This is a genomic window from Vibrio sp. S234-5, from assembly GCF_000960595.1.
Classification (GTDB): domain Bacteria; phylum Pseudomonadota; class Gammaproteobacteria; order Enterobacterales; family Vibrionaceae; genus Vibrio.
Genome location: NZ_JZAM01000142.1, coordinates 18,403 through 40,374 on the forward strand (window position 1 = coordinate 18,403; position 21,972 = coordinate 40,374).

The 21,972-nt window shown below is 49.6% G+C and carries 23 protein-coding genes; 16 read left to right on the plus strand and 7 right to left on the minus strand.

Going from position 1 to position 21,972, the window contains the following annotated elements; all coding sequences use genetic code 11:
- Nucleotides 1–192: 192 nt before the first annotated feature.
- Entirely contained in the window at nt 193–1,170 is a 978-nt protein-coding gene (locus UF06_RS05995; protein WP_045569638.1) for an alpha/beta fold hydrolase, read from the minus strand.
- Between the two features lie 64 nt (nt 1,171–1,234).
- Here UF06_RS05995 and rhtB point away from each other — a divergent pair, with 64 nt between their 5' ends.
- The 3 genes from rhtB (at nt 1,235) to UF06_RS06010 (ending at nt 4,233) form a co-directional block, all read left to right on the plus strand.
- The gene (gene rhtB, locus UF06_RS06000) at nt 1,235–1,852 is read left to right on the plus strand and encodes a homoserine/homoserine lactone efflux protein (RefSeq protein WP_045569639.1); all 618 of its coding nucleotides are present in this window, start codon (nt 1,235–1,237) and stop codon (nt 1,850–1,852) included.
- Between the two features lie 39 nt (nt 1,853–1,891).
- Nucleotides 1,892–3,115, plus strand: a complete 1,224-nt coding sequence (locus UF06_RS06005) for an EAL and HDOD domain-containing protein (RefSeq protein WP_045569640.1) — start codon at nt 1,892–1,894, stop codon at nt 3,113–3,115.
- 104 nt (nt 3,116–3,219) lie between these two features.
- Nucleotides 3,220–4,233, plus strand: a complete 1,014-nt coding sequence (locus UF06_RS06010; RefSeq protein ID WP_045569641.1) for an acyltransferase family protein — start codon at nt 3,220–3,222, stop codon at nt 4,231–4,233.
- Here UF06_RS06010 and UF06_RS06015 read toward each other — a convergent pair.
- Complete coding sequence (locus tag UF06_RS06015) at nt 4,230–4,568, minus strand: DUF2500 domain-containing protein (protein WP_045569642.1); 339 nt, start codon at nt 4,566–4,568, stop codon at nt 4,230–4,232. The two genes, UF06_RS06010 and UF06_RS06015, sit on opposite strands and share 4 nt — an antisense overlap.
- 232 nt (nt 4,569–4,800) lie before the next feature.
- Here UF06_RS06015 and UF06_RS06020 point away from each other — a divergent pair, with 232 nt between their 5' ends.
- From UF06_RS06020 to UF06_RS06030, 3 genes are all read left to right on the plus strand, one after another.
- Nucleotides 4,801–5,169: a hypothetical protein gene (locus UF06_RS06020; protein ID WP_045569643.1), complete on the plus strand. Its 369-nt coding sequence runs from the start codon at nt 4,801–4,803 to the stop codon at nt 5,167–5,169.
- Nucleotides 5,170–6,107: 938 nt separating this feature from the next.
- Nucleotides 6,108–6,728 carry a lysoplasmalogenase gene (locus tag UF06_RS06025; protein ID WP_045569663.1) on the plus strand — a complete coding sequence of 207 codons (621 nt, stop codon included), beginning with the start codon at nt 6,108–6,110 and terminating at the stop codon, nt 6,726–6,728.
- 81 nt (nt 6,729–6,809) lie between these two features.
- On the plus strand, nt 6,810–7,397 hold the full coding sequence (locus tag UF06_RS06030; protein WP_039422117.1) for a YhgN family NAAT transporter: 588 nt from the start codon (nt 6,810–6,812) through the stop codon (nt 7,395–7,397).
- A 39-nt stretch (nt 7,398–7,436) separates the two neighbouring features.
- Here the strand turns inward: UF06_RS06030 and UF06_RS06035 are convergent, their stop codons facing one another.
- Both UF06_RS06035 and rsmD read right to left on the minus strand, forming a co-directional pair.
- Entirely contained in the window at nt 7,437–7,703 is a 267-nt protein-coding gene (locus UF06_RS06035) for a DUF1145 domain-containing protein (protein WP_039422115.1), read from the minus strand.
- A gap of 12 nt (nt 7,704–7,715) precedes the next feature.
- Nucleotides 7,716–8,315: a 16S rRNA (guanine(966)-N(2))-methyltransferase RsmD gene (gene rsmD / locus UF06_RS06040; protein WP_039422112.1), complete on the minus strand. Its 600-nt coding sequence runs from the start codon at nt 8,313–8,315 to the stop codon at nt 7,716–7,718.
- A gap of 210 nt (nt 8,316–8,525) precedes the next feature.
- On the opposite strand from rsmD, the gene ftsY reads away from it, so the two are divergent.
- The 6 genes from ftsY (at nt 8,526) to glpG (ending at nt 14,015) form a co-directional block, all read left to right on the plus strand.
- Complete coding sequence (gene ftsY / locus UF06_RS06045) at nt 8,526–9,731, plus strand: signal recognition particle-docking protein FtsY (RefSeq protein WP_045569644.1); 1,206 nt, start codon at nt 8,526–8,528, stop codon at nt 9,729–9,731.
- Between the two features lie 20 nt (nt 9,732–9,751).
- Entirely contained in the window at nt 9,752–10,429 is a 678-nt protein-coding gene (gene ftsE / locus UF06_RS06050) for a cell division ATP-binding protein FtsE (protein WP_045569664.1), read from the plus strand.
- Nucleotides 10,416–11,384: a permease-like cell division protein FtsX gene (ftsX, locus tag UF06_RS06055; protein ID WP_045569645.1), complete on the plus strand. Its 969-nt coding sequence runs from the start codon at nt 10,416–10,418 to the stop codon at nt 11,382–11,384. The genes ftsE and ftsX overlap by 14 nt, the downstream gene beginning before the upstream one ends.
- Before the next feature lie 176 nt (nt 11,385–11,560).
- On the plus strand, nt 11,561–12,418 hold the full coding sequence (gene rpoH, locus UF06_RS06060) for an RNA polymerase sigma factor RpoH (RefSeq protein WP_039422105.1): 858 nt from the start codon (nt 11,561–11,563) through the stop codon (nt 12,416–12,418).
- A 401-nt stretch (nt 12,419–12,819) separates the two neighbouring features.
- Nucleotides 12,820–13,140: a thiosulfate sulfurtransferase GlpE gene (glpE, locus tag UF06_RS06065; RefSeq protein WP_039462054.1), complete on the plus strand. Its 321-nt coding sequence runs from the start codon at nt 12,820–12,822 to the stop codon at nt 13,138–13,140.
- A gap of 32 nt (nt 13,141–13,172) precedes the next feature.
- Nucleotides 13,173–14,015, plus strand: coding sequence for a rhomboid family intramembrane serine protease GlpG (glpG, locus tag UF06_RS06070; RefSeq protein ID WP_045569646.1), 843 nt, complete (start codon nt 13,173–13,175; stop codon nt 14,013–14,015).
- A 33-nt stretch (nt 14,016–14,048) separates the two neighbouring features.
- On the opposite strand, the gene UF06_RS06075 is transcribed toward glpG, so the two are convergent.
- Nucleotides 14,049–14,459, minus strand: a complete 411-nt coding sequence (locus UF06_RS06075; RefSeq protein ID WP_045569647.1) for a flagellar basal body-associated protein FliL — start codon at nt 14,457–14,459, stop codon at nt 14,049–14,051.
- A 161-nt stretch (nt 14,460–14,620) separates the two neighbouring features.
- Between UF06_RS06075 and UF06_RS06080 the strand changes: the two genes are divergently transcribed.
- Both UF06_RS06080 and ubiA read left to right on the plus strand, forming a co-directional pair.
- Nucleotides 14,621–15,160, plus strand: coding sequence for a chorismate lyase (locus UF06_RS06080; protein ID WP_139046279.1), 540 nt, complete (start codon nt 14,621–14,623; stop codon nt 15,158–15,160).
- Complete coding sequence (gene ubiA / locus UF06_RS06085; protein ID WP_045569649.1) at nt 15,161–16,015, plus strand: 4-hydroxybenzoate octaprenyltransferase; 855 nt, start codon at nt 15,161–15,163, stop codon at nt 16,013–16,015.
- 57 nt (nt 16,016–16,072) lie between these two features.
- Here ubiA and plsB read toward each other — a convergent pair whose 3' ends face one another.
- A complete protein-coding gene (gene plsB / locus UF06_RS06090; RefSeq protein WP_045569650.1) occupies nt 16,073–18,502 on the minus strand; it encodes a glycerol-3-phosphate 1-O-acyltransferase PlsB in 2,430 nt (809 codons plus the stop codon).
- A gap of 338 nt (nt 18,503–18,840) precedes the next feature.
- Here plsB and lexA point away from each other — a divergent pair, with 338 nt between their 5' ends.
- Complete coding sequence (gene lexA, locus UF06_RS06095; RefSeq protein WP_045569651.1) at nt 18,841–19,464, plus strand: transcriptional repressor LexA; 624 nt, start codon at nt 18,841–18,843, stop codon at nt 19,462–19,464.
- 190 nt (nt 19,465–19,654) lie between these two features.
- Nucleotides 19,655–20,467 (plus strand): class I SAM-dependent methyltransferase, encoded by an 813-nt coding sequence (locus UF06_RS06100; protein WP_045569652.1) that lies wholly within the window; start codon nt 19,655–19,657, stop codon nt 20,465–20,467.
- A gap of 68 nt (nt 20,468–20,535) precedes the next feature.
- Here the strand turns inward: UF06_RS06100 and sthA are convergent, their stop codons facing one another.
- Nucleotides 20,536–21,966 (minus strand): Si-specific NAD(P)(+) transhydrogenase, encoded by a 1,431-nt coding sequence (sthA, locus tag UF06_RS06105; RefSeq protein WP_082069589.1) that lies wholly within the window; start codon nt 21,964–21,966, stop codon nt 20,536–20,538.
- Nucleotides 21,967–21,972: the final 6 nt, after the last annotated feature.

Sequence of the window (21,972 nt, forward strand, 5' to 3'; positions counted from 1 at the left end):
GGCCAATCCACCAGCGCAGAGCGTGCGATACAGGATTGGGTGTTGCACTGGGCGTGGTCAACCAAACGGTCAACTGGCCCGTGCAACAAGGGGGAATGGCCACAGTGTAGGGGAAAATGTGGAAGAAAAAGAGGGTAAATCCTGTTTTGTTCCTTTCCTCTTTATGTCTTGCGCCGCATACATCCGCTTGCTCTATTGCAGAAAGCGAAACAGCGCATCTAACGCCTGATTACGATACAGATCTTGTTCAAACAGCAGTTCATGTTGCGCGCCGTCAATGGTGATCATTTGGCTGTTCTTATTGGTTTTGCACAGCTTTTTATAGAACTGATTTTGCGCCTGATTACTGACAATACGGTCGTTACCCGCTTGCAGCAGTAACACCGGGATCTTGAGCTGGCGAGTCATTTGTAGACACTGTTTGGTTGCCATTAATCCCTGCCAAACCCAGCGCGTGCTCGGTCCGCCCACTTGCAGCTCAGGTTTGTCAGTATAGAGTTGGCGAAACCAGTGGTAACGCGCTTTACTTTGGCTGAGCGGGTTGTCTTCAAATGGTTTGGCGTAATAAGGCTGGTGGCCAGGCGCGTAAGTGGGCGTGGGATACACCGCGGTAAGGATCTGGCTGACGGCGATGGCAATAGGGCTGAGATACCACGGCAGGTTGATGCCAAACATCGGCGCGCTGAGCACCAATTTATCAAACGGATGGTGTGGGTAGGTTTGTAGGTAGCGAGTGGCGATAGCGCCGCCCATCGAGTGCGAGATCATATGGCGTTGCCGATAGCCTTCTAGCGCAAAATGTTGCACAACGCTGGCGAGATCGCGCACATAATCATCGAACTCATACACGTGGCCGATATCCGAATCTTGCACTAGGCGATCCGACAGCCCTTGGCCGCGATGATCGTAACTGTAGACGTCATAGCCTTGGCGATAGAAATCGAACAGCAACTCCTGATATTTCCACGATGACTCAATTCGACCATTCACCAGCAGCACCGCTTTGCTGTGCTTTGGGTCGGTCAGTTTGCACCAGTACAATTTGGTTTTGTCGCTGCTCTTGAAATACCCCTCTTGGCGCTGCTGCCACAGGGCAGCAATCGGACCAGCTATTGCTTGCTCAAACAAGTTCTCTTGAGTATAAGAGGGAAGAGAAGGGTTATTAGCCATTAACAAACTACCTGAATGCTACGTTTCTAGCCGAGTATGATCAGAGAATTAACGGAGAATTGCAATGGATACACATGTCTGGCTCGCCTATGTGCTTACGGCTATCGTGTTCAGCCTCGCCCCAGGTTCCGGTACGGTGAACTCGATCAGCAACGGGCTTAGCTACGGCACGCGCAAATCTCTCGCTTCCATTGCGGGTCTGCAAATTGGCTTGTCGATCCATATTGTTCTCGTTGGAGCGGGGATTGGTGCGCTGGTTGCGCAGTCGGCCACCGCGTTTACCGTGATTAAATGGGTAGGCGCCGTTTATCTGGTCTGGCTTGGCATTCAAAAATGGCGCGATACCTCTGGGCTCGCAACCGTGCAGCAGCAAGGGGCGATCTCGGCTTGGTCATTGCTGCATAAAGCGGTGTTGGTTAATTTGACCAATCCGAAATCGATCGTCTTTTTGGTCGCACTGTTTCCCCAGTTTATCGATCCGAGTCGCGATCAAGTGACGCAGCTCGCCGTACTAGGTCTGACAACGGTGCTGATCGACTCACTGGTGATGCTCGGTTATACCTCGCTAGCGGCGCAAATGGGGCGTTTTATTCGCTCTGAGCGGGTGATGGGCAAAATAAACAAACTATTTGGTTCAATGTTTATGGGTTGTGGTGCATTATTAGCGGCAGCAAAAACATAACTAAAATCAATCAGTGCTAGCATAAGAATTTATAAGCAGATGAAATCCACTTACGTCGCGCGGCAACCTATTTTTAATCGCAAAAAGCATACTTTGGGGTATGAACTGCTGTTTCGTGATGGCGAAAACAACGCCTATCCCACCCATATTGCTTCGAACCGCGCGACCTATCGTCTGATTGTGGAGAACTTTCTCTCCATCGGTATCAATCCGGTGATCCAATCCTCACGCTGTTTTATCAATTTCCCTTACCAAAGCTTGATCCGTCGTTTGCCACTGAGTTTGCCCAAAAACAAAGTGGTGGTGGAAGTGTTGGAAACCTGCCAGCCGACCGACGAACTGCTTGACGCGATTCGTGAATTGCACCGTGAAGGTTACGTGATCGCGCTTGATGATTTCACTTTGATGCCGGAATGGCGCCGTTTTCTGCCTTTTGTACACATTGTTAAACTGGATGTGATTGCGCTGGGGCTCGATAATGCCTGCGAGTTGGTGCGTGAGCATCAAGCGCGTCGGGTGAAGTACCATTTCTTAGCGGAAAAAGTCGAAAGCGCGCAGGAGTTTGAGCAAGCCAAAGAGGCGGGTTTTAAGTTCTTTCAGGGTTATTTTTTCAGTAAACCTGAGATGATCGAAACCAAGTACGTCAGCCCAGAGCATGCGGTGGCGTTGGATCTGTTTCGCGAGGTGTGTCAGTCGGAGCCAGATTTCGATCGGATCGAGAAAATCATCAGCCAAGATGTCACGCTCTCCTACAAGCTGTTGAAATTCGTCAATACCCAATCGACCCGCTTGGAAGTGAAGATTGCCTCATTTCGCCAGGCATTGATTTATCTTGGTCAGGATAAGCTGAAAATATTTGTCTCTTTAGTGGTCGCTTCGTACATTTCGGCCCGCAAGCCGCGTGAACTGTTTAATCTTTCGCTGCAGCGTGCCCAGTTTTGTGAGTTGATGTCGCGTCGTCACCCGTTCAGTCGTCATCACGAACAAGGATTCATGATCGGTTTGCTGTCGATTTTGGATGCGATGATGGATCTCTCGGTCGACACGCTGGTGGGGAGCCTGCCGCTCAGTGATGTGGTGAAACAAGCGCTACTGCACCGCGAAGGCGCTTATGGAGACCTCATCGCATTGGAAGAGTGTTTCGAGCAAGCCGACTGGAGTGGCATTGAACAGATCTCCGATAAGTTGGGGTTGTCGATGGACGAGGTTAAATACGAATTGATTGAAGCGCAGCGCTGGTCGCAGGAACTATCACAGATATAGCCGCCAACCTTAGCGGAGTTCTGACCAAAAGCTGACTCGTTCGCTGAACTTGTCAGCTTTTTTGTTGCTATATTTTCGCTGTGAAAACAATCAAGGAAAAAGTGATGCGCGAAAGAGTGCTATTTTTTGATCTACTCCGCTGTGTTGCGGCCGTGGCGGTGATTGCCATCCATGTACTGGCACCTTACCGCGAGCTGTTGGGGGCCATTCCATTTTCACACTGGGCGACGGCGGTCAGCATCAACAGTGTTACCCGCTGGGCGGTGCCGGTGTTTATTTTGATTACCGGTGCCTTGATGCTCAGTGATACTCGCCCTTTTGATGCGTCTTACTACATCAAACGTCGTTTGGGAAAAGTGCTGTTGCCCTTCGTGGTTTGGTCACTGTTTTATGCCTATCTCAGCGGTTGGAGTGCCAGCGGTTTTGACGCGCAGCAGGTTCAGGACGTATTGGCGCACAGTCCCCAGCATGCGACCTACTACCACCTTGGCTTTTTCTACTACTTTATTCCCCTCTATTTTCTCATCCCTATTTTCCAGTGGTTGGTCATGCAGGGACAAGAGCGCGTATTGTATGCTTATACCAGTGTGTGGCTGCTCACGACCGCACTCTATTTGCTTGGCATCGATGGAATTTGGAGCCATGAACTTTGGCTCTATTCCGGCTATTTGCCTCTGGGTTATCTGCTGTTTCATCGTTTGCCGAACTCGGGAAAAACGGTGCTGTGGCTCAGCTTACTTGGCTTGACCGCCCTCGTGCTGACTGCGACGATGTTGATTTCCAATAGCCTTGAAGCGGGTCAGTACAGCGTCGGGCGTTGGCTGTCGTATAAGACGCTCAATGTGGTGTTGGCGGCAGCGATGGTTTTCGCTTTGTGTCGCTATGTTGCGGCCAAGTTACCCAGCGGCTGGTGGCGCGCGATTGGTTTGGTTAGCCGTCACAGTTTGGGGATCTACCTGCTACATCCGATTTTCCTCTGGCCGATGAAAGCATTCGGTTGGCATCAAGGAAATCCTGCGTGGGTGATCCCGTTGTGGATCGTATTGAGCGGGGCGGGCGCGTTGACGCTCAGTTATCTCTTTTCTCTTTCCGCGAAAACGCGCTGGCTGTTGCCTTAGTCTTTTTTGCGTTGCAGGGCAAAGTGAAGAAATTTGTCGCCTTGATAGGTCAGCGTCCCTTTGTCTCCGGGATTGAGGGCGTGGTAGTAGTGAATACCCACTTGAAATTCCCGTTTTGGCCCGAAAGCGCCCCGTTGCACGTAGATCCAATACTCTTGGTCCTCTTCTCCGGGCTCGGCGTCAGTGATGGGAATCACCTGTTTATCCAGCACGGTGACTTGCACACTCTGTTCGGGCGCATCTCTGCCTTGAATGTGTTTATGGAAAAAATGGATAAACAGCCAAGCGCCAAGAGCAATAAGCGCGATGAGCGCCAGAAACAGAGAAATAGGCATGGTAACCTCCAGAATAATGGGAGCCTTATTCTACCGAACTCCCTGAATTATCAGCGTTTGAGTGTGGCCGATTCGTGATCTGATGAAAAAGGCATAACAAAAACTCGGCGGACTTCACGTTTTGTGCTCGATGGAGTCACCAACCGAGGAAAAATGGTCAAAGCTGGCTCGAAAAGTGGATGGTTTTCTAGCAGAATCTTTTTAAAGCAAACACCTCAATAAGGAGGGCACGATGTCAGACATTGAAAACGTAGTTACTCGTACCCGAAGATTGGAAACATTGCTGCGTAACCAATACCATGCGCAAGGGAAGGGGTTGCATCAGTTGATCACCAGCTGTGAAGAGCGATTGCCGCATGATGTGATCGCCAAACTGCGCTTTATTGCCACAATCAGGAATAAAGTGGTGCATGAGGATCAGTGCCAATTGTATGATAAGCAAGGCTTTTTCACCGCATGTGATGAGTGTGAGCGTGAACTGACACCGCGTAGTGGTCGGTTTATTTGGCGCGTTGCTATCCTATTAATGTTGCTGATAACGGCTGGTGCGATGGCTTTTTACTACGCCAATTGGGATGTGCTCAGTCAGCACCTGAAATAAGAAGTAAATAGAATAAAAAAACGGGATGCTGAGGCATCCCGTTTTTTTGGAAATCAATCTTAGTACATCATTGGTAGCGTCATTAGCCCAACGATAACTGCGATCATTACCAGTCCTTGTTTTTGAGAAGAAGACATCACAACACTACCTCCAGACATTTGTTGATGAACTTTATGTAATCAATATAGCATCCTTTTCTTTCGTTGATCAAGTATCTGACGTTACTCTTGCAAAAAAATAACTTTAGTTGCGTTTATTTGGTGATTTTCCTTAATAAAACATTGTTTTTTGATTGATTCATTGTTGTTCTTGTTCGCCATTGACATGCTTTTTGTTTATTAAGTCATTGTAATTTAATAGGTAATAATTTTGCTGATGTTGGTCAATTTTCATTTTTCCGTATTTATTGGCTTTGGCTTGGTATCTGGGTTTTTGTGGGGTTGTTGCTATGTTTTTTTCTTTCGATTTCGAGGTTCTTAAAAGTCAACCACTTTTGCTGGTGGGTTTTACCACAATTTGAGAATTTTGTTGTTAATAATGGACTCTAAGATATTTTATGATGGGTTTGATTTATATTTGATAGGTTTTGTATTGATAACTTATTGAAAGTATTGATAATATTTTTATTGGATTACTATTTTATTAAGTGAAAAATGTGATTTTTATTCCTTTTTTCGTTCTCTATTAGAGTTGATGGCCTGTCTAAGGGTAAGTAACGTTTGCTTTTCTAGTTTTTCCTACGGATGTTTTGGCGTTCTCGTTGGGGATGGCAAAACAAAACGCTTTTCTCTGTCAGGCGGAATAAACGGATTCACTTGCTCTTCTGTTTTGCCAGTAGGTCGTTATTCGCTATCAAGATCCAACTTTCGTGGTTTACTGCTTTACATACAGTTTCTGCTACCTAGACTAGCCGCGTTGAAAATGAAAGGGTAATGCAGATGTGGAGTTGGCTGGCAATAGGCTTATCGGGAGTGACATCCGTATTGGGTGCGCGTCAATCGAGCCAGACTCAGACCTTGGTGTTTAAAGTGCTAACGTTGGCACTGCTCTGCGTTTTAGTTGTCACCCAAGGGCCGAAGCAGGGATACTCCTACTGGGTTGCTGCTGGTCTTATGATCTCTATTGTTGCCGATGTGTTACATACCCTACGTGCAAGGAAAACCTTTTACTTTACTGGTTTTCTACTGGCGCAATTTTGCTACAGCAAATCGTTTTGGGTGCAACTCAATGGCGATATTGTTTGGTGGTTGCTTGCCCTGTTGCTCGCGGCCAGTATCGTCGCCTTCTTTCTGCTGCTACCTCAACTCGATTCACTGGTCTTTCCCGTGGTCATCATGGGGATTATGTTGGTGCAAATGGCTTGGGCGGCTGGGGAAGTATGGCTGCAAAGTGCTTCGCTGGCCAATGCGGTGGGTTTTGGTGGCGCGTTGGTGATGATCTACTCGGCGCTGGCTTATGCCATTCACGGCTATCGCAAGCCGATGAAACGCGCCTATGTTTGGGTGTCGGGCAGCTACTTTCTTGCCCACGCACTGATCGTCGCTTCTATCATCTACTAGCGCTTCTCTGCTCGTTGAGTGCATCGTCAAGCCAGTATTGTACTGCTATACTGACGCCATTGTTGTACTTAGAGATCTCTGATGGACATTCTTGCCGCAGCCACCATGCTGTTTCTGATTATGGACCCTTTGGGCAATTTGCCGATTGTTTTGTCCATTTTAAAACATATCGATCCTAAAAGACGCCGTAAGGTACTGATTCGAGAGCTTCTTTTCGCTCTGATGATCCTGATGTTGTTCCTTTTTGCCGGGCAGAGTATTCTCAATTTTCTCCATGTCGAACCGGAAACGCTGAGCATTTCGGGCGGAATCATCTTATTCATTATCGCGATTAAAATGATTTTTCCCAGCGCAGGCAGTATCACCGGACTTGCGGCAGGTGAAGAGCCCTTCATTGTGCCGATGGCCATCCCGATGATCGCCGGCCCGTCGGTGATTGCTGCGCTCTTGCTGTTGTCTACCCAGCATCCGAACAATTTGGCGGAGCTGTCGGCGGCGGTCGCCTTGGCGTGGTTTGCCACCTTTATCATTTTGATGTTCTACGGCTTCTTCCACCGCATTCTCGGTGAACGCGGCCTCAAAGCGGTGGAGCGTTTGATGGGGCTGCTGCTGGTGATGATTTCCACCCAGATGTTTCTCAACGGGGTCAAAAGTTACATGGGAATGTAAATGGAATAAAAAATGCCGCTGACATTCAGCGGCATTTTTTTACATCATGTATTTACGGCGAATATCGAGCAGGGCGAAGATGCCAAACAGCAAAATTGAATATTTGTCCCAACGAGTCATGGCGATTTTATCGCCGAATGCGCCGATGAAAATCGCCATTTGTAAGCCGTGCATAATGAACAGAAAGGCGGCCATGATGTACAGAACAATCGCCGCATTGCCCGGAAAGGGCGCGAAGATGTTGAAAATCAAAATAAACCAGACAAAGGCAATCGCGGCTTTGGCCAGCAGGAGCAACGCTTTCATGACAGAATCCTTTTACGATGGTTGTCGTTGGTAGAGACGGTAACTGACCTGACCAGCGGTCTTTTCACGATGCAAGTGCCAGGTCGCGGGCAAGTTTTCTACCTGCCACTCTTTTTCCGCCTCAATATAGATCATCGCGTCCTCGGCCAGCCAGCCATTTTGCTCCAAAAGTGTCACTGTCTCTTGCAGTAATCCTTGGCGAAACGGTGGGTCAATAAACACCACGTGCTGCGGTGTGCCTTGCTGCTTAAGGAATTGCAACGCATCACCACTGACCAACTGGATATTATTGGCTTTGACCGCCGTGACATTTTGTTGCAATTGGGCAAACGCTTTGGGGTTGAGTTCCACCATGGTCACAAGCTTTGCTTGGCGTGAGGCTGCTTCAAACCCGAGCCCACCGGAGCCAGCAAACAGATCTAAACAATGCGCGTGTGGGATCTCTTGCGCTAGCCAGTTGAACAGCGTCTCTTTGACCCGATCGGTGGTTGGCCGCAGGCCCTCTGCGTCGTGTACCGGCAGTTTCCGGCCTCGCCATAAGCCACTGATGATGCGCACACAGCCAACGGATGGCTTATTTTGTGATGTGTTTTGCTGGTGACGTCTTACCATAGATTTTTTGACCGCTAATTAAGTGTTACTATAGCCAATCCTCCAGGCGCAGCGCCTGGATAGAGCCCAGAGTTTCATTGTGACAGAGTGTACCACTATTCCGCTGAGAAAAACGGAATAGCCCAGAGTGCACTGGTTGAAGAGTTCACTTTTCTTTGTGCCTTGTGCTGGAGAAAAGCAGAGATTCAGTAAAAATCAGGATATCTCCCGATGACGGAAAAGAAAAAGCGCGGATTATTATCATGGCTTGGTTTTGGTGAAGAAGAGCAAACCAAAGCAACGCAACACCAAGCCACTCCATCTCAATCCGGTGAAGAACAAGAACCGCAGTTAGTTGAAGAAAGTTTAAGCGATTCGCAGCCAGCCGAGCGTGTCGCGGAGAGCGCAGAAAGAGCAGAAAGTACACTTGAGATGCCGCAAGAAGAGAGCGAAGCGCTTTCTAGCGCTGACCCTGAACCCGTTGTGGAGCGCGTGCAAGAGCAGGAAAAACCCAGTGAGAGCTTTTTTGCCCGTTTAAAGCGCAGCCTGAGCCGCACCAAAGCCAATATCGGCGCGGGTTTCTTTGGCCTGTTCAAAGGCAAAAAAATCGATGATGAGCTGTTTGAAGAGCTCGAAGAACAACTCTTGATTGCTGATGTGGGTATGGATACCACGCTCAAAATCATTGAAAACCTGACAGAGAAAGCATCGCGCAGTGACTTGCGTGACGGTGAAGCGCTGTACGGTTTACTCAAAGAAGAGATGGCCGAGATCCTTGCCAAGGTGGAACAGCCATTGCACATCGACAGCAGCAAAACCCCTTACGTGATCCTGATGGTCGGCGTCAACGGCGTAGGTAAAACCACCACGATTGGTAAGCTCGCGAAACAGTTCCAAAGCCAAGGTAAAAAGGTGATGTTGGCCGCTGGCGACACTTTCCGCGCCGCGGCGGTAGAACAGTTGCAAGTGTGGGGCGAGCGAAACAATGTGCCCGTGATTGCCCAGCACACCGGAGCCGACAGCGCCTCAGTGATTTACGATGCGATCGAAGCGGCAAAAGCGCGTGGGGTCGATGTCGTGATCGCCGATACCGCAGGCCGTTTACAGAACAAGAGCAATTTGATGGAAGAGCTACGTAAAATTGTTCGCGTGATGAAGAAAATTGATGAGTCCGCGCCGCATGAGATCATGCTGACACTAGACGCAGGCACTGGTCAAAATGCGATCAGTCAGGCCAAGCTGTTCAGCGATGTGGCGCCCATTACGGGCATTACATTAACCAAACTCGACGGCACAGCCAAAGGTGGGGTAATTTTTGCCATTGCCGACCAGTTTAGCATCCCTATTCGTTATATCGGGGTAGGTGAAGGCATTGAAGACTTGCGACCATTCCAGACGCAAGAATTCATCGACGCCCTGTTTAGCCGCGAAGAGTAAAACTAACAGAGGGATAAGTGGTGATCCGATTTCAGCAGGTGAGCAAAGCGTACCGTGGTGGCCGCCAGGCACTGCAAAAGGTCGATTTTCATTTACGTCGTGGAGAAATGGCTTTTCTGGGCGGGCATTCCGGCGCGGGTAAAAGTACCTTGCTTAAGCTGATTTGTGCCATTGAAAGGCCAACCGATGGGCGTATCAGTTTCAATGGCCACGACATCACACGCATCCCGAATCGCGATATTCCGTTTTTGCGCCGTAACATCGGCATTGTCTTTCAAGATCACCGTTTATTGATGGACCGCAGCGTCTATGACAACGTGGCATTGCCGATGCGCATTGAATCCATTTCTGAGCTAGAGATCAAACGGCGTGTCTCGGCGGCGTTAGACAAAACCGATTTATTGGACAAAGCGCGTTGTTTGCCGAGCCAGCTTTCCGGTGGTGAGCAGCAGCGTGTCGGTATCGCCCGCGCGGTGGTGAATCGGCCAACCTTGCTGCTGGCCGACGAACCGACGGGTAACTTAGATCCGGAGTTGTCCAACCGCGTCGTGCGTCTGTTTGAAGAGTTTAATCGCGCTGGCGTCACCATTTTGCTCGCCACTCACGACATCAGCTTGGTTAACTCGCGTCCTCAATATCGTCACTTTGAGCTCAATCAAGGCTTTCTTAGCGAGGTAGACGATTATGGCCGCGAATAAACGCATACAAAAGTCTTCCCCCAAAGCCAAAAGTCATCGGCCGAAAACCGACAGCTTCTTCGCCATCCATCTGAAACAGGCGAAAGTGTCGCTGAGCGCAATTTGGCAGCGCCCTTTGGGCAATCTGCTGACGTTAGCGGTGATCTCCGTAGCGCTTTCCATGCCCGCGTGTCTTTATCTGCTCGGTAAAAACATCGCAGGGGCGACATCGCATGTGACATCTCCTGCTCAAGTTAGTGCTTACTTGCGTCAAGGTGTACCAGAAGCGAGAGTGATGATCCTCAAAGATGAGTTGGAAGCGCAAGAGGATGTCGGCAAAGTGGAATACATTTCGCCGCAGCAAGGATTGGCCGATTTAAGCCAGTACTCCGGTTTTGAGCAGGCACTCAGCTTGCTCGATAACTATGCTTTGCCTGGGGTATTAGTGATCACGCCCAGTAGCGAAGAGCAGGTGGCGGTCAAACGCTTAGCGCAAATTGTCGCTGCCAGCGACGATGTGACCGATGTGCGTTTAGATGAAGATTGGCTCACCCGTCTCGATGCGATCAAAACACTGGCGAGCATCATTGTCATTACCCTGACACTTCTGATGCTCGGTGCGGTATTTTTGATTGTCGGCAACACGCTGCGTTTTAATGTGCTTGCCAACAAAGAAGAGATCCAAACCATGAAACTGATTGGTGCGACCGATGGATTTATCCTCCGTCCGTATCTGTATTCCGGTATGTGGTTTGGTTTATTAGGCAGTGTGATTGCCTGGATTTTAACCGCGTTGATTACTATTCTGCTTAACGGCGCGGTGGAAGATTTGGCCGCCTTGTACGACAGCCAGTTTCGTTTGATCGGTCTCAGTTGGGATGAATCCTTGCTGCTGCTGATGACCGGAACCTTTCTTGGCTGTGTCGCGGCGAGATTTTCCGCACAGCGACATTTAAAAGAAATTGAACCAGTTTAAGTGATGCTGGTCTTATATTCGGCGCTCATCCTGACAAGAAAAAATTGATTGACTTGTATCGATGGATTGTTTATGGATAATGGTCAACCCAGCTTGAAACTGAGGCACGATCAGTTCAAGATAGCAGCGCCGACTGGCAATGTTTTACTCCAGATCAGAGATTGATGAGGAATCGAATGACAAATCAAGCGTATCCGATGGCTCTAGTAACGCAAGATAGCCTTGATGGCTATATTCGTTCCGTAAACAGCTATCCCATGCTGAGTGCGGACGAAGAGCGTGAACTCGCAGAGCGTTTGCATTACAAAGGCGAGATTGAAGCAGCAAAAGGGCTGATTCTGTCTCATCTGAGATTCGTTGTTCACGTGGCGCGTGGGTATTCCGGTTACGGTTTGCCGATGGCCGACTTAGTACAAGAGGGCAACATCGGCTTGATGAAAGCGGTTAAACGCTTCAACCCAGAAGTCGGTGTGAGACTGGTGTCGTTTGCGGTGCACTGGATCAAAGCGGAGATCCACGAGTACGTACTGCGTAACTGGCGGATCGTCAAGATTGCCACCACCAAAGCACAACGTAAGCTGTTTTTTAATCTGCGCAAATCCAAAAAACGCTTAGGCTGGTTCAACAACGGTGAAGTGGAAACCGTTGCCCGCGAATTGGGTGTGGAGCCCTCTGAAGTGCGTGAAATGGAATCTCGTCTTGCTGCGGTCGATTCGACATTCGATCTCACGGTTGATGATGAAGATTCCGGCAGTGTATCGACAGCGCCAGTGCTTTATTTAGAAGATAAATCCTCTGATATTGCGGATAACCTTGAAGCGCAAAACTGGGAAGAGCACACCAACAATCGCCTCTCTTTGGCGCTAGCGAGTTTGGATGAACGCAGTCAGCATATTGTGCGTTCTCGTTGGTTGGACGACGACAAAGCTACGTTACAAGATCTGGCTGAACGTTATGGTGTTTCTGCCGAGCGTATTCGTCAGCTAGAGAAAAATGCCATGAAGAAACTGAAAATGGCGGTTGGTGAAATCTAAAACCAACGGAAAATTTATTCTGAGAAAGCCGGGATCGTGAGATCTCGGCTTTTTTATTTTGATCAAAAAAAGCACAAAAAGTAGCGCACGAAGGTCACGAGGCCTGTGAATAACTCTGTGAGGTAATTATTCATCTTCTGTTCGCAAGCCGGACAAAATAAGGGTTTAAACGGGCTTAGAGCTTGGGGATAGTTATAATCCTACGCACAAGAAGATCAGGATCATTACTATATCTTGTGGATCTTCGGATCAAAAAATACCTTATCAACGCAATCCACAGCTTTATCCACAGTTGAGTGATTTTTGCACTCCAACAAAAGCCCTGATGAACTATGTGTCTAAGTTTGCCTCTGGATAGGTTACAATCCCGTCAGCGAACAACAAGAACAGAGAGAAATTAAATGGAGCAGTTCAAACACATTGATGTACAAAGTGCGCAAGCTCTGCTGGAGAGCGGAGAAGCCCGTTTGGTGGATATTCGCGATCCGCAATCTTTTGCCGTTGCGCATGCCAATTCCGCTTTCCATCTCACCAATGACAGCATGGTTTCCTTTATGAATGAGGTCGAGCTGGATCAACCTATTTTGGTGATGTGTTATCACGGTATCAGCAGCCAAGGGGCCGCTCAGTATCTCGTGAATCAGGGTTTTGAAGAGGTTTACAGCGTTGATGGTGGTTTTGAAGCCTGGCACCGCGCGAACTTACCAGTAGAGCGCAGCTAGTGGCGTAAAAGTAAAAGCAGAGAGGTTTGGCAATGAGGCGATTAGTTGCGCTAAACAACCCAAGGATGATTCAAGCGTTTATCGATTACATGGCATCGCAGCAAATTGAATTGCAGATGATGCCGGAAGGAGAGGGAATGTTTGCCCTCTGGTTGATGGATGAGCAGTATCTGCTTGAGGTTGAAGCGGAGCTCGATCGCTTCTTAGCCAACCCATTGGACAGTAAATACAGTGCTGCGTCGTGGCAGGTAGCGGAAACGCGCAAAGCACGTTTTCGCTACCGTTCGCCCAGTCTCGGTGCGATGGTCAAAGCCAAAGCGGGGCCGCTTACGCTGGCCATTATGCTGCTGTGCAGTGTGATTTATCTTTTGCAAACCTTCGGCTTAGCGGATGCGGTGTTTGCTCTGCTGCATTTTCCAGCGGTGGCCGAACAGCAATGGCAGCTATGGCGCTGGGTCAGCCACGCTGTGCTGCATTTTTCTGTACTGCATATTGCCTTTAACCTTTTGTGGTGGTGGCAGTTGGGCGGCGATCTTGAGCAGCGACTTGGCACGCGCAAGCTATTGCAACTGTTTGTCATCTCTGCTGCGCTGTCTGGTGTTGGTCAGTTTATGGTCCATGGTGCCAATTTTGGCGGCTTGTCTGGCGTGGTATATGCGCTTGTCGGCTATGTGTGGATTTTCGGCTATCGCTGCCCCCATAAGGGCCTTTCCTTACCTAAACCTATCGTGGCATTTATGTTGGTGTGGTTGGTGCTCGGTTACGTGCAGCCTTTTATGGCGATTGGCAATACCGCGCATTTGGTTGGTTTACTCGCGGGGATGGCGCTGGCGTATCTCGATTCCATTAAAGCAAAAAATCAAAAAGCGGCCTGAGCCGCTTTTTTACGTGGTGATCCGTTTTGCTGATTACTGATAGAGATACTTGGTAAACAGCAGGTCGGCAATCACGGTTTTGCCGGTTTCTGGCAGCAAAATCTCATTTAAGTATGCGACTAAGTTTTTGCGCAGATCTTCTCGTCCAGCCAGTGATTTGACCGTCTCTTCGGTTTGCTGGCCGAGCATTTCCACCACAGCATCGCGGATCAGAGGCTGATGACGCTCGACCAAAGCGAGGTCTTCACTGCTCATGACCATGACATCAATGCGCACTTGCACGTAACCGAGCTTTTTCCCTTTGGTATAAAAGTTGGTGGTGAGATCCGGTTCCAAGGTGAAATAAGCCAGTTTCGGCCCTGCTTTTTCTTCCTCGGCGAATACTGGAAGCGAAACCAGCACACTGAGGGCGAGAATTATTTGGACTATATAACGTTTGTACATATTTCTATCTTTTCTTTCTTCTGATCACGATACTCGAAACGCTTTTGTCTTGTTACAATAGGCGGTCCAAATGTCACATAAGTTATAACAATCGTTACGGTGAGTTGTTGCCGTAATGTGTTGCTTTATTGTACGCATAAAGCGATCAATTGAATACTAGTATGAATCAGCCGATATCGCCCTATCTTGCTTTATTATCACAAGCGAGATGGCAAACTACCGAACATTTTGCCTACCCAAATGAGCAAGCCAAACATTGGCTGCATGAGCAGGGCTCGTTATCGCGTCGCTTGAACCAGCATTGCCAGAGCTTGACGGTTGAACTGCTGCGCAATCAGGCGATGGATGAGCTGCTCTTGCTGGGAGAAGAAAAAACGTTGCTTAGTCAGGAGCCTTGTTTACTGAGAGAAGTGATCCTCTCCGGTGACGGTGCTCGCTGGGTGCTCGGGCGTACTTTGATCCCGCAATCGACGCTTTGCGACCAGCCATATGATTTGGCGACGCTGGGCGAGCTGCCACTTGGGCTGACCGTCTTCAGCGCGGATAATGTTGAGCGCGATGCGCTACAAGTGGCTTGGGTTGAAACCCCATCTGGGCGCTTACTCGCGCGCCGCTCACGGTTATGGATGAACCACAAACCGATGCTGGTGGCAGAATTGTTTTTACCCCATGCACCAATTTACTCCAAGGAGAGCGTGTAAATGTCGGCAGAAAAAGCCAAAGCGTATTGGCAACTGATGAGAATGGATCGGCCGATTGGCTCTTTTTTACTGTTCTGGCCGATGTTGTGGTCTTTGCTCCTCGCCGCAAAAGGGATACCAGATTGGGATGTTTTACTGGTATTTACTGCGGGCGTTTTCTTGATGCGCAGCGCCGGGTGTGTCATCAACGATTTTGCTGACCGCCATGTCGATGGTCATGTCAAGCGCACCCAACAGCGCCCATTACCCGCAGGTAAGGTGACCTCAAAAGAGGCGGTATTGCTGTTTCTGGCCTTAGGGATAACGTCGTTTCTGTTGGTCCTTACCATGAACTCGCTGACCATTCAGCTCTCCTTTGTTGGCATTGCTTTGGCGTTTGTTTATCCCTTTATGAAGCGCTACACCCATCTCCCGCAATTGGTGCTGGGGTTGGCGTTTAGCTGGGCGATTCCAATGGCGTGGGCGGCGCAAACCAACGAATTGCCTTGGATGGTGTGGTTCCTCTTTACCATTAATGCGCTGTGGACCATCGCTTACGATACCCAATATGCGATGGTGGATCGCGATGATGACCTGCTGATTGGGGTGAAATCGACCGCGATTTTATTTGGTCGTTTTGACAAACTGATCATCGGATTGTTGCAACTGGCGACCTTAGCGATGTTGCTGTGGCTGGGTCAATATTACCAGTTAGGGCAAAGTTTCTATTGGAGCATACTGGCCGCGGGAGCCTTGTTTGTTTATCAGCAACATTTGATTCGCCACCGTCAACGAGATCTGTGCTTTAAAGCGTTCCTGAATAACAACTACGTCGGCATGGTATTGGCGTTTGGGCTGCTTGTCGCCTTCTGGTAAATGAACAATGAGAGAAAAAGAAAGGCATCCGAGTGGGATGCCTTTTTTATTACGCGATTATTGATTGGTGAGCTGGAAGATACTCTCTTCAATGGTCAGCTTCACTTCTGGGTAGAGCAGGGCATAGAGTAGTGAGGCGAACTGCTCTGTCTGGGTTTGCTCACAGTTGCCGTCGGCGTCAAGATAGTTCTGTTGTTTTAAGGTGCAAAACAGAGAAGCAAACACCCCTTTGTCGAAAAACTCGGGCGCGTTGATGCCATGAAGGCGACCTAAGCGCTGGGCGATGTCTTGGCTCTTCTTCTCCAAGTCGGCTTTGCCCAGTTCCGGATAAGCAACCAGCAAATTGAGGGCGATCGAGTAGCGTTGCAGCGTTTCCGTGATGGTTCGGCCAAGGAGCACCAAGGTTTGAGTATTGGCTTGGTTTTTCGTAACTCGATCGCCAGTCAGCGATATCATCTGCTGATTCATCAGCTCATCGAGTATTTTGAGCACCAACTCATCGAGCTGCTGTTCGTCGTGACTTAAGAACAGCTCCGCTTTTAAGAATGGATAGATCTGCGCGACTTGATGCTGGATCTGCGCCACGCTGAGCTTCTCTTGACGGATGATCATTTGCGCAATCAGCGAAGGCAAAGCCAGCAAGTGAATGATGTTGTTGCGATAGTAGGTCATCAAAATCGACTGATTGCGATCCAGTGAAATGATGTCGCCCATACTGTCCGTTTCAATCACAAACTTATCCAAGGTGAGTGCGTGTTCAACCAGCGCTTCCGCGCTATCACTTGGAATGGTGCAGTTGCTGGAATACGGCACGTTTTTCAGCAGTTGCTGGTAGCTTTCAATTTGGTTGATAAGCGAATCTTTCGATAAAGCGCGCTGGCGAGACGCCAGCAGTGCGGTCGCGCACAAGGTCAATGCGTTCGCGGCGGCGGCATCGTTGATATGCGTCATCATCTTATTGGCCAACTTGTTCACCACCGGATTGATCCATTGCGGTTTGCTGCCACCCATCGGGTCAATATCTTTGGTCCACTCAGGCGCGTGTTCGTTGAGATACTGGTTCAGTGGGATCGGCTCGCCGAAGTTGACATAACCTTGGCCAAAATTACGCAGCTTTCTGAGCGTGCGCAGCACCAAGCTGGCGTTTTCTTTCTCTTTCTGTTTACCGCGCAACTCCTTGGCGTACGTCGCCACTTCCATCACATGCTCATAGCCAATGTAAACGGGCACCAGAGTCACCGGACGGTTCAGGCCACGCAGCATGGCTTGAATGGTCATCGCCAGCATGCCAGTTTTGGCTGGTAGCAGACGACCAGTGCGCGAACGGCCTCCCTCAGAGAAGTACTCGACTGAGTACCCCTTGGCAAACAGCTCGGCCAAATATTCGCGGAAAATCGTCGAGTAGAGCCTGTTGCCTTTAAAGCTGCGGCGAATAAAGAAAGCGCCACCACGGCGAAACAGTGGGCCTGCTGGGAAAAAGTTGAGATTGATGCCCGCGGCAATATGAGGCGGCACCATGCCTTCGTGGTACAGCACGTAAGAGAGCAGCAGGTAATCCATGTGGCTGCGGTGACACGGTACGTAGACGATTTCGTGCCCGTCTTGCGCTAGGCGGCGCACCGTAGCAGCGTTATTGATGTTCAACCCTTGGTAGAGTTTATTCCACAGCCAGCCGAGTAAGCGGTCGCCCTTTTTCACCAGCGAGTAGGAGAAATCGGCGGCGATCTCATCCATGATCTCTTGCGCTTCTTTACGTGCTTTTTCAATCGAGATGTTTTTGCTCTTCGCTTCATCTTCGATCACTCGCTTGATGGCAGGCGATTTCATCAAACGGGCAAACAACACCTGACGTTGCGGAAGATCTGGGCCAGAAGCGGCGAGTTTTTGGCGAGAGAAGTGGATGCGTGCCACGCGCGCCAGCTTGTGAGCGATCGCGTTATCGGTGCCGTGCGATTGCGCCATATAACGCAAAGAAACCACGGGGCTAAAACGCACCAAGCAATCCCGCCCTGCGGTTGCAACGGCGATGGCTTTTTGCGGTCCGTTCATCGCTTGTAAGTAGGGTTTGCTCGTGCCTTCTTTACCCGGCTTTCGCCCCCACAACACTGTGGTTGGGATCACTTGCACGTCCAGTTCGTCGTCGTCACTGTGCAGCGACAGCAAATCGGAAAAGAGCTGGATAGAATCGCTCGGCACTTGGTTATCATCGCCCATCAGCGTAGGGCGAGAAGAGATAAACACATAGCGCTGAAATGACTTGCCGTGAATCTCCAACGGCGTGAGCGGATCGGGCAAACCGAGTTCCATAGCGTGTTTTTGTAACGTGAGCAGATCAACGCTGGAGCGAAAAGGCAGGGCGTAAACAATCGGCTTGTTGATATCAATCTGATGATCTTCGATTGGGTTGGACGGAATGGCCGTCCCTTTAACCAGTACCGATAACGGCAACTTTAATAACGAATGTGAAAATGATTGCCCAGAAGACATATAGGTTCACAGCCTCAATAGAATTCAAACGTACCCAAACGTATTTCTATTACCTAATGGGTCTGGTAGGAGAAATAAGCCTGAGCGATAATTTTAAGCGCAGCAAGAATACCAGAAACTGGTCAAACCTTTTAACTTAATTGACCAGCCTAACTGCGAAAGCGCAATGAATAATATCGCTGAATTATTCACCAGTCATTTCGTTGATGTCAGCAATGACCTAACGCCTTTGTACATGAACTCAGCTTGCCATTAAATTAAAAAACAACCAATTGGGTTTTACTTTGCCGCGTTACTGGATATACTCACAGTGAACTGTATAAAAAGACAGGTGACCTATGAAGCCGTTGACGCCACGCCAACAACAAGTGTTCGACTTGATTAAGAGTAAAATTGATGACACCGGAATGCCCCCCACTCGTGCTGAAATTGCCCGAGAGCTGGGCTTTCGCTCTGCCAATGCGGCAGAGGAGCATCTCAAAGCGCTTGCGCGTAAGCAAGTGATAGAAATTGTCCCGGGCGCCTCCCGAGGCATTCGTATTTTGCTCGCAGAGCAGGCGGCGAATGAAGATCAAGGCTTGCCATTGATTGGCCGAGTGGCGGCGGGTGAGCCGATTTTAGCGCAAGAACACGTTGAAGCGCACTATCAGGTCGATCCGGCGATGTTTAAACCTCAGGCCGATTTTCTGCTGCGGGTGCATGGCGAAAGTATGAAAGACATCGGCATTATGGATGGCGATCTACTGGCGGTGCATAAAACCCAAGACGTGCGTAACGGCCAAGTGGTGGTGGCGCGAGTCGACGATGACGTGACGGTGAAACGCTTGGAGCGCAAAGGCACGACAGTCTTGCTGCATGCGGAAAATGAGTCGTTTTCCCCCATCGAAGTCGATTTAAGTTGTCAGCAATTAACCATCGAAGGGATCGCCGTCGGCATTATTCGTAACACCGATTGGATGTAATTCCAGACTGCATTGACTGAGGAGCCCGGCACACGCCGGGCTCTTGCGTTTGTATGATTCGCGGCAGCGGAAACGCATAGCGTTAAATTAGATGACATGAGATTAGATGAGATTTATTCTCATTACTTGAAAGGGTTATTGAGATTGATTATCATCAACGCGAATGTGCATCGAATAGAAGGTTTCTGGCATGTCTTCCCCTCAAGTGCCCGTAGAAAAAGGATATCAGGTACCAGCAAGATTGTTGCAACCCCTGTGGTTGCGTAGCCGGGAAAGCCTGATTGACAATGGCCTCGTTTACGACCCGATTGCGGCCAAAGCTTGCTTAAGCTGTAAGTTGGCTCCGGAATGCCTTTCAGGTGATGTGGCACAAAAGCAATTGCTACACGTTACCTTAGCGCAGTTGTGTGATCAACAAGTCGCCCAGTTTCTTCAACAGCACCCCGATGGTTGGGTGATTAATGTTGGGGCGGGGCTTGATACCCGCTTCTACCGATTGGATAACGGTCGCTGTCATTGGGTTGAACTCGATATCACCGAGCATTTACTTTGGCGCCAGAGGCTGTTCCATAAGAATGAACGCTATCAGCAGCAGTGCGGCAGCGTTGACGATCTCTCCTGTCTGGATGGCTTGCCTCTCTCGGATAAAACCCCGGTGCTGGTAGTGTGTGAAATGGCGCTGTTGGAAGCGTCATTGACGCAAGTGGCGACCTTTATTCAAGCGCTTGGGCGCTACTTTGTCTCGGCGCAGGCGTGTGTCGTGTTGGCTGGAGATTTGAGCGAGAGTCGTCTAGGACAAACGTTGGGCGCCGAGCCTTATGCGCATGGCTTGGCGGCTCCAGCAGAGCAAGTTTTACAGTGGCTCCCTTGGGCGCAATGGGTCCGCGTCTTTTCTCCATTTGACCGTTTTTGCTCGCGCTGGAAAATGTGGCAGCGTTGGTTGAGTAAGATTCCGCAACTCAAACATCGTTTGACGCCCGTGTTGGTGCACTTGCAGTGGTAGTGATCGCAACATGCGCCGCCAATATAAAAACAGCAGGGTGTTCCTGCTGTTTTTTATAAAAATATAATTTAAAACAATCGGTTGAGACCGTTCAATGCCGCCACCCGGTAGGCTTCGGCCATGGTGGGGTAGTTAAAGGTTGTGTTGACGAAATATTCGATCGTGTTCGCGGCACCTTTCTGTTCCATGATCGCTTGGCCGATGTGGATAATTTCCGCCGCTCGCTCGCCAAAACAGTGAATGCCGAGAATTTCTTTGGTCTCGCGGTGGAAAAGAATCTTCAAACTGCCGATATCTTTGCCCGCAATTTGCGCGCGCGCCAGATGTTTAAACGAAGATCGCCCGACTTCATAGGGCACTTTCGCTGCCGTCAGCTCTTGCTCGGTGCGGCCGACGGAGCTGATTTCCGGAATGGTGTAAATGCCGGTCGGAATATCTTCAATCAAAATACTGTCGGCTTTGCCTTTGGTAATCGCTTGAGCCACAAAGCGGCCTTGATCGTAAGCGGCACTGGCCAGGCTCGGGTAACCGATCACATCGCCGACGGCATAAACATGCGGCACTTCCGTTTGATAGTTACTGTCCACTTTGAGCTGGCCGCGTGAGTCACCTTGCAACCCAACCGCCGCAAGGTTGAGTTTGTCGGTGTTGCCTGTACGTCCATTGGCGTACAGCAGGCAATCGGCTTTCATCTTCTTGCCCGATTGCAGATGCACGATCACGCCATCTTCCGTGCCTTCAATGCGCTCGTAGGTTTCGTCATTGCGAATCACTACGCCACTGTTCCAAAAATGGTAAGAGAGCGCGTCAGACACTTCATTGTCCAAGAAAGCCAGTAAGCGATCGCGTGTATTGATGAGGTCGGTTTTCACCCCAAGCCCACGAAAGATAGATGCGTATTCGCAGCCAATCACTCCTGCTCCATAAATGATGATGTGGCGCGGGTCATGCTTTAAGCTCAGGATCGAGTCGCTGTCATAAATACGTTCGTGATTGAAATCGACATCCACTGGTTGATAAGGGCGTGAACCGGTGGCGATGACAAATTTGTCGGCAGTATAAATCTCTTGGGTGCCATCGGCTTGGGTCACCGTCATCGAGTGGCTGTCGCTAAACGCTGCGCTGCCGAAGATCAATTGGCACTGGTTGCGGTCGTAAAAGCCTTGGCGCAGGCGTGTTTGCTTATCAATCACCGATTTGGCATGACCAAGAATGGTCGAGAAAGTCGCGTGTAAGCTGGTGTTGTTGTCACAAAACAGCGGGTTGCTGTTGAACTCAATAATTCGGCTTACCGCATGGCGCAGCGCTTTCGAAGGAATGGTGCCCCAGTGAGTGCAGCCGCCACCGACGCTGCTCTCTTTTTCTACCACCGCGACATTCAGCCCTGCTTTGGTGAGCCCCATAGCCGCCCCTTCGCCTCCCGGGCCGCTGCCGATAACTATCACATCAAAGTGATTCGCGTGCGCCATGATCTGTTCCTTGTTATATTTACGTAACATTGCTTT